Source organism: Bartonella sp. OC16QHHD (assembly GCF_042194035.1).
Taxonomy (GTDB): domain Bacteria; phylum Pseudomonadota; class Alphaproteobacteria; order Rhizobiales; family Rhizobiaceae; genus Bartonella.
The window spans coordinates 144,157-160,672 of sequence record NZ_JBHIMJ010000014.1; the positions used below are offsets into that span (position 1 = coordinate 144,157).

General features: G+C 37.9%; 8 protein-coding genes. 3 read left to right on the forward strand and 5 right to left on the reverse strand.

Annotated features, from left to right (window positions below; all coding sequences use genetic code 11):
• Positions 1–566 precede the first annotated feature (566 nt).
• From ahcY to tsaE, 3 genes are read left to right on the forward strand one after another with little or no spacing between them, the layout of a single operon-like run.
• Positions 567–1,964, forward strand: a complete 1,398-nt coding sequence (gene ahcY, locus ACFIK1_RS02380) for an adenosylhomocysteinase (RefSeq protein WP_375633659.1) — start codon at positions 567–569, stop codon at positions 1,962–1,964.
• 33 nt (positions 1,965–1,997) lie between these two features.
• The gene (locus tag ACFIK1_RS02385) at positions 1,998–4,463 is read left to right on the forward strand and encodes an ATP-binding protein (RefSeq protein ID WP_375661994.1); all 2,466 of its coding nucleotides are present in this window, start codon (positions 1,998–2,000) and stop codon (positions 4,461–4,463) included.
• A gap of 51 nt (positions 4,464–4,514) precedes the next feature.
• Positions 4,515–5,012, forward strand: coding sequence for a tRNA (adenosine(37)-N6)-threonylcarbamoyltransferase complex ATPase subunit type 1 TsaE (gene tsaE / locus ACFIK1_RS02390; RefSeq protein WP_375661995.1), 498 nt, complete (start codon positions 4,515–4,517; stop codon positions 5,010–5,012).
• 652 nt (positions 5,013–5,664) lie between these two features.
• On the opposite strand, the gene trxA is transcribed toward tsaE, so the two are convergent.
• The 5 genes from trxA to ACFIK1_RS02415 all read right to left on the reverse strand — a co-directional run bounded on the left by trxA (position 5,665) and on the right by ACFIK1_RS02415 (position 16,387).
• A complete protein-coding gene (trxA, locus tag ACFIK1_RS02395; protein ID WP_375611361.1) occupies positions 5,665–5,988 on the reverse strand; it encodes a thioredoxin in 324 nt (107 codons plus the stop codon).
• A gap of 178 nt (positions 5,989–6,166) precedes the next feature.
• Positions 6,167–9,643 carry a double-strand break repair helicase AddA gene (gene addA, locus ACFIK1_RS02400; protein ID WP_375661996.1) on the reverse strand — a complete coding sequence of 1,159 codons (3,477 nt, stop codon included), beginning with the start codon at positions 9,641–9,643 and terminating at the stop codon, positions 6,167–6,169.
• Between the two features lie 2 nt (positions 9,644–9,645).
• The gene (addB, locus tag ACFIK1_RS02405; RefSeq protein WP_375661997.1) at positions 9,646–12,765 is read right to left on the reverse strand and encodes a double-strand break repair protein AddB; all 3,120 of its coding nucleotides are present in this window, start codon (positions 12,763–12,765) and stop codon (positions 9,646–9,648) included.
• 386 nt (positions 12,766–13,151) lie between these two features.
• Positions 13,152–14,726 (reverse strand): peptide chain release factor 3, encoded by a 1,575-nt coding sequence (locus tag ACFIK1_RS02410; RefSeq protein ID WP_375661998.1) that lies wholly within the window; start codon positions 14,724–14,726, stop codon positions 13,152–13,154.
• Positions 14,726–16,387 (reverse strand): lysine--tRNA ligase, encoded by a 1,662-nt coding sequence (locus ACFIK1_RS02415; protein WP_375661999.1) that lies wholly within the window; start codon positions 16,385–16,387, stop codon positions 14,726–14,728. Before ACFIK1_RS02415 ends, ACFIK1_RS02410 begins: the two co-directional genes overlap by 1 nt.
• Positions 16,388–16,516: the final 129 nt, after the last annotated feature.

Here is a 16,516-nt window from a genome sequence, read left to right on the forward strand (position 1 = left end):
GTATTTTGATAAAAATCGTTGAAAACAAGAGAAAAGCACTTCTTATAAACTGTCTTTATCCAAGAGCAGATGCAACATTGGAATCCTAAAGAACCGATTCTGAATTGCCTATTCATAAATATGATAACCTATGACTTTGCATTATATTATTTTGGTAGAAAGCTTAATAATGAGATTAAAGTAAGGTAATACTTCCTTTTTCAACAACCGCATAAGCGCGTAGAATATAAGTATTCTACTTTCGATATTATCCCATAAAAAATCGATATAAAAACTGTGAAGCAATGCACAATTTTTATTATTTAAAAGGTATTCTCTCTGGAGATTTTTAAAAGCTTTAAAGTTACGTGAAAAGGATAGAGTTTTGTTTATATAATAAGACTTATCATGAAGATCTCTTATTCTTTCAGTAACATCATTACTCAGATTCATAAATGCATATTTGTTGCACAAATTTATGGAGATTTTAAAAGAGCTTTTTCACATAAAGAAGTCCTCTTCTTGTCTTGCATTTTTTTTTAATTTCTCCTACCGTCTTGGAAAAACTTATTTTAAAGGAATAAAGAATGGCAGCTCAAGATTTTGTTGTCAAAGATATTGCACTTGCCGCTTATGGTCGTAAAGAACTTGATATTGCTGAAACTGAGATGCCTGGTTTGATGGCTTGTCGTAAGGAGTTTTCCTCTAATCAACCTTTGCGCGGAGCGCGTATTTCTGGCTCATTGCACATGACAATTCAAACAGCTGTTTTAATTGAAACATTAAAAGCGATTGGCGCCGATATACGGTGGAGCTCTAGCAATATTTTTTCTACGCAAGACCATGCAGCAGCAGCTATCGCCGCAACTGGTATTCCTGTATTCGCCGTTAAGGGTGAAACATTGGAAGAATATTGGACTTATATAGATGCAATTTTCCAATGGCCAGATGGTAACCCTTCCAATCTTATTTTAGATGATGGCGCTGATGCCACAAACTATATTTTAATGGGAAGTCGTGCAGAACAAAATAAAGATATCCTATCGCATCCCAAAACAGAAGAAGAAGAAATTTTTTTCAAACAAATACAAAAGCGTATGGATGCAACGCCAGGATTTTTTACACGACAGCGCGCAGCAATTAAAGGTGTAAGCGAAGAAACCACAACAGGTGTAAACCGTCTTTATCAGTTACAAAAAGAAGGGCTTTTGCCTTTTCCTGCTATTAATGTCAATGATAGCGTTACTAAATCAAAGTTTGATAATAAATATGGATGTAAAGAATCATTGGTCGATGGTATTCGACGTGGAACAGACGTGATGATCGCTGGTAAAACTGCCATTGTCTGTGGTTATGGTGACGTAGGAAAAGGTTCAGCAGCATCTCTTTCTGGTGCTGGGGCTCGTGTTAAAGTAACAGAAATTGATCCTATTTGCGCTCTTCAAGCAGCTATGGATGGCTATGAAGTTGTTAATTTGGATGATGCTGCTTCCAGTGCTGATATTATCATCACGACAACAGGCAATAAAGATGTTGTTCGTTTAGACCATATGCGACAAGTAAAGGATATGTGTATTCTTGGCAATATTGGTCATTTTGATAACGAAATCCAAGTCGCAGCCCTTAGAAATTTGCCATGGACAAATATTAAACCACAAGTTGATATGATCACCTTTCCCGATGGAAAACGCATCATTTTGCTCTCTGAAGGGCGTTTGTTAAACCTCGGGAATGCGACTGGGCATCCCTCTTTTGTCATGTCAGCCTCGTTTACTAATCAAGTTTTAGCGCAAATTGAACTTTTTACCCGTGCAGAACACTATACAAATGAAGTCACTGTTTTGCCTAAACATCTTGATGAAAAAGTTGCACGTCTACATCTTGATCGGTTAGGAATAAAATTAAGTGTTTTATCAGAAGAACAAGCCGCTTATATTGGAGTCACACCACAAGGACCTTATAAACCAAACCATTACCGTTACTAAACATTTCCTTGGGTTAAAAAAGGGTAAGATGTCGTGCGCAGCTTTGGTGACTATAACCCCAAAGAAAAAGCTCAAAAAATGATTCGAATCTATGCGTATATATTTTGCCTTTTTTTCTTTTTTTCTCCAACATGCGCTGTTGCTCAGTCATTGGAAGGTTATTTACCATTTTTCTTCACTTTACTAGATGGTCCATGGCTGCTTTTAGCGCTGTGTGGAGGAATTTCTTGTGCTTCACTTCTCACGTGTCTAGCTGTTATTATGCGTGCAAAAAAAACTGCACAGAAGCCATTGAAGATAATTCAGGCAAATTTTTCTGAAAAACTTAAATATTATGAATGGCTTCTGGAAGAAACCGAGCAATTCCTTCTTATTTGGGAAAATCCAACAACCTTACCCCGTGTCGTTGGTGCCCTTTCTGCATTGCAAAAAATAGGAATCGATCAGAAAGATTTTCAGCGTTTTGAGCTCTGGGTTGAAGAAAATTCTCTGCGAGAACTTGATTATGCATTGACTCAACTACGTTGTAAATGTCACCCTTTTGATCTTTCTATCACCACCACAAACAATGTACTGCTACAAGTTACAGGCGTCATCGCAGGAACAGTCGCTATTGCTCGTTTTCAAGATATCTCAAAACAACAGAGTGAAAATGCTCGTTTACAGAAAGATATCGCCCGCCTTCTTACTGAACTGAGAATGCAGCGTAATCTTCTTGATCTTATTCAAGAGCCCGTATGGATAAAAGATTGTGAAGGAAAAGTTTGTTTTATCAATCGCGCCTTTAGAGAAATGACAGATTTTCGTGAAGGCAGTGATGAAGTGGGGGATCTTTTCAATGAAAATACACAACGCAAAACAGATGAAACAGAAACAATTTTTCAAGAACATGTTCACACAGTTATTGATGGAGAACGATATCGTTTTCATCTCACACGTATTACAACAGCCGAAGGGATGGCAGCTTTTGCGCGTGATGACAGCGCATATGAAAATCTTGCTCATGAATTAAGTTATGTTCTTCAAAGCCATTGTGAAACACTTGACCAAATTTCAACAGCTGTAGCTATTTTTGATACAAACCAAAAATTAAAATTCTGTAATCATGCTTTTAAAATTTTATGGCCGTTGGAGACTTCCTTTTTAGAAAGTGAACCAAGCCATACATTATTTCTTGAACGTCTACGTGAAAAAGGGCTCATTGCTGAACACCCCGATTGGCGCGCATGGAAAGAAGAACTTTTTAAAGCCTATCGACAAACAGAATCGAACCAACAAATTTGGAATCTTCCAGATGGGCGTACGGTGCGTGTTATCTCGAACCCTCATCCACAAGGAGGTGTCACTTGGCTTTACGAAAACCTTACAGAAAAAATTGATCTTGAACGCCGTTATAATACACTTATTAAAATACAAGGTGAAACACTTGATAAACTTTCCGAAGGCGTGGTTGTTTTTGGTACTGATGGACGCCTTCGTTTATCGAATCCTGCCTTGTCGAAATTGTGGTCTCTTCCTTATAATTTACTGGTAGAAGGGACCCATATTACACAGTTACAAAGCCATTGTTCAGCCTTAACCTTGGGGCAAGAATGGGATCAATTTACCAAGTTCATTACCGGTTTTGCTGAAAAACGTGAAACATTTTCAGGTCGTATAGATCTTAAAAATGATATGATTATTGACTATACTCTGGTCCCTCTTCCTAATGGACAAACGATGCTTACTTTTGTGAATGTTACGGACACTGTCCATGTTGCGCGTGCTCTTCAAGAAAAAAATGAAGCATTAGAAAGTGCTGATCGTTTGCGTAATGAATTTGTTCAACATGTTTCTTATGAATTACGCACACCTCTCACCAATATTATTGGATTTTCCGATATTTTACGTGATCAAATTTTCGGCTCTATCAATGAACGTCAACAAGAATATCTTGAACACATTCATTCAGAATCAGGAACTCTTTTAAATATTGTTAACGATATTCTTGATCTTGCTACCCTTGATGCAGGCATTATGGAGTTGGACATAAAATCGGTTAACATTGCCGATGCTATGATACAAGCAGTAGCACGTGTAGAAGATCGCCTTAATGGACGTCATATTACGCTTTTACAACAAATTTCTCCTTCCTTAAATTCTATTTCTGCTGATGAAAAGCGCTTGCATCAAATTTTTGTGAATGTACTGAGTAATGCTATTAATTTTGCAACGGAGGCGAGTACTATTGAATTTTGCGTCGATGAACAAGATGATAACATTGTCTTTAGCGTTCACAATCAGGGCTCTGACATCCCAGAAGACGTCCTTGATCGTATTTTTAAACGTTTTTCTTCCCATTCACACCATGGTGGGCGTGCGGGAGCGGGTCTCGGCCTTTCCCTTGTAAAAAGTTTCGTTGAACTACACGGTGGACATGTTGAAATTCTTACCGGTTCTGGAAAAGGAACAACAGTTAAATGTTTTTTCCCACTCTCCAAAGGAGATAAGATTTTTTAATTTTAACCTTTATGATAACAAAAATTTTTCATCCATTTCATGGAACTTTTAATGAATTTTAGTTTTTTTCTTGAAAATGAAGAGGCAACAAAGCTTTTTGCACAAAATTTAGCTCTCTCTTTAAAGCCAGGAGATCTTGTGACGCTGCAAGGGGATCTTGGAACTGGAAAGTCAACCATTGCACGTACAATCATTCAAACACTTGCGAACAATAACACTATGGATGTTCCAAGCCCTACTTTTACTCTTGTGCAAAGCTATCAACTTCCAAAGTTTGAAATTATTCATGCTGATCTTTATCGCCTTTCTATGGCAGAAGAAATTGATGAATTAGGGCTTCATGAAGCTCGTGAGAAAAATATTTTACTTGTTGAATGGCCAGAAAGAAATACAGCTCTTTTAGAGCTTGCCACTTTTGCACTCACCTTACACTATAAAGAACATGGGCGTCATGTAACAGTTAGATCAGCGCAACATTCCATTGAATGTTTGCAACAGTCTTTCGCAATTCGTACATTTAAAAAAAACATGAACATCATCATTTTTTAATTTGATAATACCTCAATACTACCTATGAAATCTGAGATGATGGACAACATAAAGAAGGCTTCATGGAGGTACCAACCATGGAAGATGAAACGAAATGCTGACTCTTTCATATAACAATGACATAAATTGCAAAGGACAGCCGTTAATTTATAGGAATTCATCAATTTATTTTAGAGAATCTGATACCTACAATTTTGATTCTAGAGAATAGTATAAGAGAATTTTAAATTGAAGTGGTAACCCTTTAGAAGAGCATTATATAACCTGTAGTGAATTGCTTGTTTCTTTCTGCTTAAAAATTGTGAGCTTCAGAAAAGTAATTTGCAAAGTTTTTGCTTAAAATCTCCTTTTATGTGTTGAAAACACTATCTATCTCAATAGTCTTATCTAAGAAGAAATACCTTTATGAAATTATCATTCACCTAATATTTTTAACGCGCCTATAAGGAAAGAATTGCCTATATTCTTCATACAAAGCAATTTTTTATAAAAAATAGTCAATTGAAACATGCATAAAAGCATGAATTCTTAAATTCATTTAAAATTTTGATTTTTATTGTCTTTTCATTATAATATAATGCAAAAAAGAATATTTTAAAAAAGTCAAAAGGAGAGACAAAATTTCTCTCCTTTATAGTGATTATATGTGGAATTAACTAAGCCCATCTTTTATCCATTCAGAAAGACGTCCTTTAGAGGTAGCGCCAACCATATTCGATGAAATATTTCCATTTTTAAACATTAATAATGTAGGGATAGAACGTACTCCGTATTGGGTAGCCAGTTCCGGATTTTCATCAATATTTACCTTAGCAATTTTAACTTGATTTTGCATTTCTATTGAAATTTCATCCAAAATTGGAGCAATCACTTTGCAAGGGCCACACCATTCTGCCCAAAAATCAACCACAACAGGGGTGGAAGAGGTTAGAACTTCACTTTCGAAATTGTCCTTATCAACTTTTATACACGTCATTTATTTATCCTTTTATATTCACTTTTTATAGATTGGTATAATAACAATTCATATCAAGTTATTGCAAAGATAAATTATTAAAGGACTTTTTTACACCAGGGATTGTGCGTTGTGTTTGTTTGAGCGATTTTATGAAAGTAAATAAAATGTAAAAATGCTTTGCAAGGAAAAGAGTAACTTATAAGGCAACTTCACTAAGAAATGCCTCAAGTTTTTCTGGAGGAAGTTTAAAAATTTTGGCTTCTTTACTGTAGATAAGCAGAGCCTGGATATCTTTATCGGGATGAATAGCTTGCAACAATTTTTGGTAAAGGGCCATTTGCAACCAGTGATGGGAAGCAATAGCAGCTTCATTTTCTGGTGGAGTTCCGGTTTTAAAATCGGCAAAGATAATGCTGTTTTGCTTGATGTAGAGACGGTCAATTTGACCAGAGATTGCTTGTTCTTTTCCACGAATTTTCACAATACCCATTAAGGAGACCTCAGCACGTGAATGCTCAGAGAAAAGGGGTTTGAGATAAACATGATCTAATATTTTCCAAATATGGCAAAGAGCATCTTCTCTTTGGCTCTCATGCCAATGAGAGGCTTTGATATTGAGATAGTTTCGAGCATAATCTCGACGTTTTTGTGGGGGACAATCGGGCAAATATTGTAACAATCGGTGAACGAGATTACCATATTCAATGGAAAAAGCTCTGTTTGTGTTCATGGCTCCTAAAACAGGTGAAGTGGTAAGCTGTTTTGGACTTGAGGACAGCTCTGTATCAGCTTCAATGGAAAGGCTCGCCACTGACGGTTTTAACGGTTTTGGTAACACTGGTTCTGCTGGTACTTTATGAGAGAAAAAAGCAGGCAAAGGTGGTAAGGTTTGGCATTCAGCGGAAGGAACTTTTGAGTTTATAGAAGCAGAAGAAGCAGGTGTAATGCAATAACGCCAAGCTGCAATATCTTCCGAAGAATCTTTTATAGCAAGGGCATGCGGTTCGAGGGCTTTTTTTACGAGTTGTAACCATGTATGAGATGGCGTTTTCGGACCTTTATACCCACAAATAAACAAGCGATCTTCAGCGCGTGTCATTCCTACATAAAGAAGACGCCTATATTCTTCTTCTGCACGCTCTTTTAAATATGAAATTGCTTGTTTAGAGAGTTTTGTATCAAACTTTTCATTGGGATGCCAAATAAAGGCTTGTTTTCCGTTCCATTGTGCATTGTTTAAAGGAACTTTAAGCAAGTGAGGCGCATGCTGAGGATGCCAAATCGCACTACCAGGATCGACTAAAAACACAACAGCAGCCTCTAGTCCTTTTGCAGCATGAACAGTCATGATACGAATTTCTTCATTACTTTGTTCAAATTCACGTTTAATTTCTGGTTCGCTTGCACTTAATGTTTCTAAAAAAGCTTGTAATCCTGGTAATCCTGTTTTTTGAATAGTGAGCGTATAATCCATAAAAGCATCGAGCACATCATTTGCTTCAGATCCTAAACGAGACAGAATTTTTTGTCGTCCCTTATCATTGTTCAGAATATAGCTATAGAATTCAAAAACTGGTATTTTATCCACTAAAGCGCGATAATGGTTTAGCTTTTCAAAAGCATCTTTAAAAGATACCTGCGATGATATATGCGCGCACAGACTTTGCCAAAGAGAGCCGGTGCGGTGTACGGCAAGCTGATAGAGTTCCTCTTCACTAAGAGCAAAAAGTGGGCTTTTTAAAACACAAGCAAGAGAAAGATCATCTTGTGGCTGCAAAACAAAACGCGCAAGCGCCATTAAATCACGGATACTAATATGTTTGGTAAGCTGTAAACGATCAGCCCCTGCTACGGGAATATTACGGTGTTTAAGAGCACGGGAAAGAGCTGAGACAAATTGATCACGTTTACGGACCAAGATCATAATATCACTTGCACGTATTAAGCGTCCTTTTGCTGGAAGCATTTCGCCTTTTTGTAACCAGTCGGCAATCGTTTCAGCAATTTTTTCTGCTAAACGAACTTCAGGTGTATCTAAATGATTAACAGTTGTATGCCAATCTTGAGGAAAATCACTCGTTTCTTTGGAAATGGCATCCCATATAACAACTTCACCGGGACTGTGAATACGGATAGCTTCATGCACCGTTTTTGTATTTTCTGCCGAAAGCCCTTTATAGTTTTCTGGTGTTTCAAAAACAAGATCAACACTTTTAAGAACATCTGCTGTAGAGCGAAAAGAATAATGCAGTTGTATTTTTTCAAATTGTTGATTTGTTTGTTGCACTTTTTTTTGAATAATTCGTCCATTTGCAGCAAAATTTTCTGGAGCAGCGCCTTGAAAAGAATAAATAGATTGCTTTTCATCTCCAACAGCAAAAAGAGTCCGTATGTTTGTTCGTTGGCTATACCCTGAAAAAAATTCCTGTGCCAACAGTTGAATAATTTGCCATTGCTCAGGGTTGGTGTCTTGTGCTTCATCAAGTAGAATATGATCAAGTCCCTGATCAAGTTTATAGTGCACCCATTGGCTTGCACCTTTGCGCTGTAACAAATGAAGTGTACGCTCAATAAGGTCATCAAAGTCTAAGAAGCCATTGGACTTTTTTAGATTCTTATAAATTTTGAGATAAATAGTACAGAGCTGAAAAGCAGCCATATTGAGGGTGGCAACCTTTGCGCATTGATATTTTTCTAAAAGAACAGAAAGCTTGTTTTGTTTATCTTCAAGCATTTGTTGAATAAAAGGCCAAATTTCGTCTGATTTTTTATGAGATAAATGTGAAAAATTACGCGGCTCACCTTTTGTTGTAAAATAAACATCAGAAATAAGATTGAGAATATTTGTCTCATCATGCACCTTTTCTAATTGGGAAAGTTTTGCCACCATATCCTTAAAGCTTTGATTACCATTGGTTTCACAATGCTTAAGAGCATAAAGAGGAAGGCGCGCTGTTTGTTTAATTTGTTCCAGAAGATATTGATTTGTTTCATTGGGCGCTAAGTTAAAAAGCGCGCGCAATTTTTCTTCTCCATTTTCAGATAAAAGAGAAGATAAAAAATCAGACAATTTATGTTGCTTTTCAACTGCCTCATAGAGCAATTGGTTAAAAGTATGTTCGCTAATAACTTGAAGTAACTGTTGCAAAGCAGGTTGTACATCACGACGAGCTAAAAGTTGACGACGAGATTCTTGTCGTAATTTTTTTCGACTGATATCATCGGGAAGTTCAAAATGCCCTGCAATATTGGCTTCTAACATAAATTGATGCAAGAGAGATTCACAAAAAGCATGAATCGTTTGGATTTTTAAGCCACCAGGCGTTTCGAGGGCACGCGCAAAGAGTTGCCGTGCATAAGTTAGTTTTTGCGCATTAACAGTTTTTTTTTCAAACCGTGTTAAGGTTTCTTGCAGCTGTGCATCATCGAGCTCATTCCAACTGGAAAGCGTGCGAAAAATTCGTGATTGCATAACAGCAGCAGCAGCTCTTGTATAAGTAAGGCATAAAATACGTGCTGGAGGCGTACCGTTTAAAAGCAAACGGATAACACGTTCACTTAAAACGTGGGTTTTTCCAGATCCAGCATTTGCAGAAACCCACACGTTTTTTTGGGGATGTGTTGCTGTTGCTTGTGCATCAAGAGCGGCTTCAGGAATAGAAAAAAACGTCATGATTACTCTTCTTTATGAAAACCACTTGACCATTCCCACAACCGAGCCAAATGGTCGTAGTCACCTTCATATCGTTTTGACATGGGGACAGCATGTGAGAGATAGCCTTGTTGTGGATTTTGATAATAAATTATGAGTGCGATAAGATTTTCCCATGCATTTTCAGCAAGATCAACAGCACTTAGATAAGTTTTTCCGTCTTTTTTCTTTAAAAGAATTGATTGGGATTTAATTTCACCTTTTTTGTTAAGGGGAATGTAAAATAAATTTGAAGGTGTAAAATCTTGAAAATCTGGGAAGCCCCCTTGTATGAGTAAAGCTGTTTCTAAAGCCAATTGCGGAAATAATAATTCACGAACTTGTTTTGATAAAGGAGGCGTTCCGGTTTTGAAATCTAGAATTTCAACCGTTTTATCTGGCAAAACATCAAGACGATCAGCACGTCCTGAAAGGGTTACCCCTGTTGTTCCTATAGGGATTTTTTGTGATACCACTTCCGAATATCGCTCTCGCAGTCCTAAACTTTGTTCCCATTGAATAAAGCGTGGAGCAAGATTTTCAAAACTATTCCACCAAATTACTTCAATATCGGGTGGAAAGTTGAATTTATCAAATTCTTTACGTCCAATAGAAAGCAGTACGTTGAGTGCATTTGCATCATTTGGATTTTTCATTTGTGTACAAAAAGCCGCAAGAATAGCGTGATAAAGTATTCCACGTTCTGAAGCGCTAGGATCATGAATAAGTTCTTTAAGTGGTTTGAGCCTTAAGATTTTTTTGGCATAAATAGCATAGGGATCATATCGCAATGTTTCTATTTCAGTGACTGAAAAATGGCGCGGGCGTATATCAAGAGGTGGAGAAGGGCAAGGACGTTCCACCTCAGAAGTTATGCTTGTATGATCAAGTATCTTTGCCCAATGGCGTAGTATTTCACCTCGTTCACGGATTTGTTCCCAAACCTGTTTTCCTACAACTGTTTCCATGCGTTGTAGCCAGCGTGAAGGAATGGAAGGCGTATGATTAACGCGCAATGCGCGACTCATCACCACTTTATCCATTCCCATTGCCCATTGAAAATCATGCGCAGAAAGACCAATACGCTGCTCTGGTGGTTCCAGAGTTAACATCATTTTCATCGGTCGCGATAAAAAAGCATCATTTCGGGTTGATATCGGCCATGACCCTTCATTAAGACCGCCGATGACCACTGTATCAACCGTTTGCAAACGCGATTCCAAAGTACCCCAGATGAATAAACGTGGATGTCCTCCAGGCGAAGGTGCGACGGAACGAGTTGCTATTATAGCAGAAAACATAGCAGGCCATTCACAAAGATGAAATGTTAATCCTGATTGATCACTGACCAATTCACGTAAAAACTTTGATAGGGCTTGTCCTGCTTCGTGTTGATAAAGATGTGCAAGAGAATTATCCTCATTGCGACCAAAATTTTCAAAAACTTCAACAGTTGCTATCGCAGCTTCGTTGATGGTGCATTCTTTCTCTTGTTTCATAAGAGATGTTAAAGGTTCAACAGCTGTCCTCAAAAGATGACAAAGGAAACGTGCTTCTTCACATTTCTGCTGATCAAGAGCGTTGATTTCAGAACTATTATGAAAGTATGTTTCAATCCATTTTTCAAGAAATTGATCACACTCGCAAAGATTGATGCGCCCTGTATTCCCTCGAAGAACAAAAAGTTCAAAATTTTCTGCCATTTCCCGTAAACGATGACGATTTTGTTGGAGTGTTGTAAGGGGATGTTTAAGAAGAGAAAGAAAAGCAATGGGATCATCAGGTTGCAATACATTTTCTAAGATAAGTCGTAAGAGAGTTACAGGCAATGTTTGTGCAAGTGGTATTCCGCCTGAATCATTTGCTTCAATTCCAAATCGCTGTAATTCCACGGCAACACGGCGTGCTAAATTACGGTCATTTGTAATAAGAGCCGCAGTTTTTTGAGGTTCTTCAATAGCTTTGCGTAAGGTAACAGCTATAGCGAGAGCTTCTTCACGTTCATTTATAGCTTCAATAAATGACCAATCTGCACAAAGATTTTCATAGTCATCACGGACAATTTGTATCCATTTATCTGTCGTAGAAGCTGGTCGGAGTGCTTCTGATAAAAGAGCCATTCTTCTTTTCTTTGTGCTACTCTGTTGGCCAATTTCGCAAACATGATGACGTTGACACTCCATGAGAGAAAGAAGTTTTTTTAAATGATATTGAGGATGGCTAAAAACATTTTCTGCAGGATCAAAAAAATCGCAAGCTGTTTTTTCTTTATTGCTTGTGCTTAATGCATTCCATTGTTCTTCATCCATATGGAGATCAAGACCAGGAAGAACAACAGCCCCTTTGGGCAGAGAAGCTATAACCTTTAAAAGATGAGAAACTGCGGGCATAGAACCCGACACACCAGCAGCAATGATAGGTTTATCAGGATGCGTGCATCGCAAAGTCTCTGCATGCATTGTGAGTGCTTGATTACGCCATTCAGCGGGATTGCTTCGTTGCCTTTCGGTCAAGATTTGTGGCCAATTTTGCGTAACAATAGTCAGAAAGTCGAGCGTTATTTGCCACCATTCAGCGACCATGTCAGGTGCAATATCTTTAAGCTTCGACCAATCTGCTCCTTCTGTTTCAACTTCATCCATCAAATGCGCTAAATCCTGAGCAAGCCAAATTGCATCAGCACTATGAGCCGGAATAAGCACATCTTCTGTACCAAACATGGCACGCAGATGCGCAGGTAAATTTTCACGCCATGGGCGAATAAGGCGCGCTAAAAGCAGTAAGCGTTCACTTTTTCCAATGGGTGGATTCAGAGCGCTGGTATGATTTTCAACAAAAAGGAAACTGTCTTCATCGACATCTCCTAGAGCACGAATGGTTGGTAAGAAAGTTGATTGTGTATCGCTTCTTTCAACAAAAGCTAAACGTAAAGCGCGAGCAGCACGACGTGTCGGAACATAAATAAGGCTATCGGCAAGGGCAGTTTGAATGTCTCCACTTGAAGCGAAATTATCAATAAGGCTACCAGAGAGTAGTGCATCAACAAAGTGAGGCAAAAAAGCAGTTCCCAGAGAAATAGAAAAAACATGCGGTTTATGGGTCATATGATCTCATATTTGGGATAACAAATTTTAGCTTATTGATTATTTGTATTATTTTGACTGTATACAATTTTCATACAAGAAAAAACTGAAAAGCTCTATTTATACAGGAGATTTTTAGCTGACATTCAAAATACTGAAATATATGACCTTGTCTTAAGCTATTGTGAAAAAATATATCAAAATTTTAAAAGACGTTACAATTACAAATATATTATAACTTATTGAATATTAATAAATAAATTTACCGTATTCTTTATACAGTGCAATCTGAAAGTGTTCTTTACATACTCCTTTTGTTTTCAGAAAAAATAACAATATTCAGATCCTCAACTCAATATGAAAAATCATTATCCACCAAATTGTTACATAAAAAATTCTTCTTTACATTAAAAGCTTACTTGATAATCTTTAAAAGTAGAAAATTTTATCTTAGGAGCTCTTTCTGCTTCATAATTTAATGAAAAATGGTTCTCCGCTAAAAAAACTGGATCACCTTCTAAATCATACGCAATAGCAGAGCGGTGATTGCTGAGAAACTTTTGCAACTCATCTTTGCTCTGCGCTGAAATCCAACGGCATAAATTAAAGCGTGCAGACTCAAAATTCACTGGCAAAGAATATTCTATTTTTAATCGCTCTTTTAAAACATCAATTTGCAAAGCACCAATAACACCAATGAGAGAAGGCGACCCATCATCAGGAATAAACAATTGCACAACCCCTTCTTCAGCCATTTGTTGCAAAGCTTCTTTGAGCTTTTTTGCTTTCATTGGATCGCCTAAACAAACACGACGCAAAATCTCTGGTGCAAAATTTGGTACTCCCTTAAAGAGGATATCTTCTCCTTCAGTCAAAGTATCGCCGATACGCAATGTTCCATGATTAGGGATCCCTACGATATCACCAGCATAGGCTTGATCAGCAATTTGGCGCGAACGCGCAAAGAAAAATTGTGGAGCCGAAAGTGTCATCGGTTTTCCTGTTCGGACCAACTTTGTTTTCATACCACGTTCAAGTGTTCCCGAGCATACCCGAAAAAATGCAATACGATCACGATGATTAGGATCCATATTCGCTTGAATTTTAAAAACAAATCCCGTCATTTTAGGTTCAGTTGCTATGATATTGCGCTGATCTGCACTTTGATCACGAGGACTTTGACCAAAATCAATAAGTGCATTGATCAAATCACGAACACCAAAATTTCGTAAAGCTGAACCAAAATAAACCGGAGTCATATGACCTTCACGGAAAGCTTGAAGATCAAAATTCTTGCAAACACTTTGAGCAAGTTCTACCCCTTCAATAAAAGTTGAACGTTGATATTCAGGGAGTAAATGGACAACCTCTCTGGGATTTGAAACTATCTGCTGTATTATCTCATCATCTTTTTGACGAAAACGATTATGATGAAGGTCATAGGTACCAACAAAATCTTTACCGGTACCAATGGGCCATGTTATAGGGGCGGTATCAAGAGCAAGCTTTTCTTCAATTTCATCTAAAAGCTCTATAGGGTCACGTGCCTCACGATCCATTTTATTGATAAAAGTAACAATAGGAATATCCCGCATCCGACATACTTCAAACAATTTTAATGTTCTAGGCTCAATCCCGCGGGCCCCATCCAATACCATGATAGCACTATCAACAGCTGTGAGTGTGCGATAGGTATCGTCTGAAAAATCTTCATGGCCTGGGGTATCTAGGAGATTAAAAATATGATTTTCATATTCAAACGTCATCACCGAAGTCACAACGGAAATACCACGATCACGCTCAATATTCATCCAATCAGAACGGGTTTGAATACGATCTTTTTTGGCTTTTACTTCTCCTGCAAGTTGAATAGCACCACCAAACAATAAAAGCTTTTCTGTTAATGTTGTTTTCCCCGCATCTGGGTGAGCAATAATTGCAAATGTACGGCGTCGCTTTACTTCCTGCACTCTTCGTTCCATTATTCCTCCACAGGACGTGCAAGTGTTTCAGCAATCAGTGCACGCATTTCATTAATCCCATAAAGCGCTATAAATGATCCCCATCGTGGACCTCGCTCTTGTCCAAGAAGGACTTCATACAACATTTGAAAAAAAACATTGGAAACACCAGGCCCACCTTCAGGGCTTTTTTTGCTATGATCTTGATAGCGTTCCGTTAACCGTGCAACATCAAGAAGTGTATTTTGTAATATGTTGCCATCAACAGTTTCAGGTAAATGAGCTAATTTTTCATCAATTTGTGCTAATGTTGCTCGTTCGCTATCATCTGGTATACGAAATTTCTTGTTTGGTTTAACAAAAACATCAAAATATTTAATGGCAAACTTCACCAATTGATCAAGTTCTGGATAAGTTTGTGCATTTGCTTCTTTAGCGTAACGAGAAATAAAACCCCAAAGAACTTCTGCATTCTCCGCATTTGAAGCACTTACCAAATTTAAAAGCATCGCAAAGGATACAGGCAAATCAACCTGCGGTGGACAACCATTATGAATATGCCATACAGGATTACTAAGCCGTTCTTGCCAACTTTGACGACCATAAGCAGAAAGATGAGCATAATATTCATCCACAGCTTTAGGAATAACATCAAAATAAAGCCTTTTTGCTGTTTTAGGTTTTGAAAACATATAAAGCCCTAAACTCTCTGTTGGGGCATATGTAAGCCATTCATCAATGGTTAAGCCATTTCCCTTGGATTTGGAAATTTTCTGCCCTTTCTCATCTAAAAAGAGCTCATAGTTGAATCCTTCTGGGGGGTTTCCACCTAATACTTTACAAATTTTAGAAGAAAGATTTGTGGAATCGATAAGGTCTTTTCCGGCCATTTCATAATCAATGCTAAGTGCTGTCCAACGCATTGCCCAATCTACCTTCCACTGACACTTAACTTTGCCCCCCGTAACCTCTGTTTCTATGGTTTCTCCTGTTTCAGGTTCAATATAAGTGACTGTCCCTTTTTCAACATTACGCGCAATCATCGGTACCTGTAATACTTTTCCAGAAAAGGGAGAAATCGGTAGAAAGAGTGAATAGGTCGCTTGCCGTTCTTCACCTAATGTTGGTAAAATAATTGCCATAACCTTGTCATAACAGGCAAGGATTTTCAAAAGTGTTTCATCAAAACGACCGGAATTGTAATAATCCGTAGCACTTGCAAATTCATAATCAAAACCAAAACGATCAAGGAAAGCCCGTAACCGCGCATTATTTGCCGCTCCAAAAGAAGGATAATCATCTCCAAAAGGGTCGGGTACACGGCTCAACGGTTGACCAAGATAATGTTCCATCCTCTCGCGATCAGGCACATTCTCAGGAACCTTGCGCAAACCATCCATATCATCAGAAAAACAAAGTAATTTTGTTTTTACTTTATTCTCCGTGAGAATATGAAATGCATGACGCACCATGGTTGTACGTGCAACTTCCCCAAAAGTTCCAATATGCGGTAAACCAGAAGGGCCATAACCTGTTTCAAATATCACACTGTCTGGATAACCCGTTTTTTCATACCGTTTGATAATCTTACGTGCTTCTTCAAATGGCCAAGTTCTCGATTGAGAAGCTGCATCTTTTAATTCAGGCGTAAGGTTGAGGGTATCACACTGATCACGCATCATTATTTATCCTAAAAATTACACTCTTTCAAAATAGGGTGTATGGTTCTTGAATTTATTCGTCAATAATAGCAAGCAAAAAGATGAAAATTTCTTTATACTCTTAAGCCACAATACAAAAACCGCCCTCGT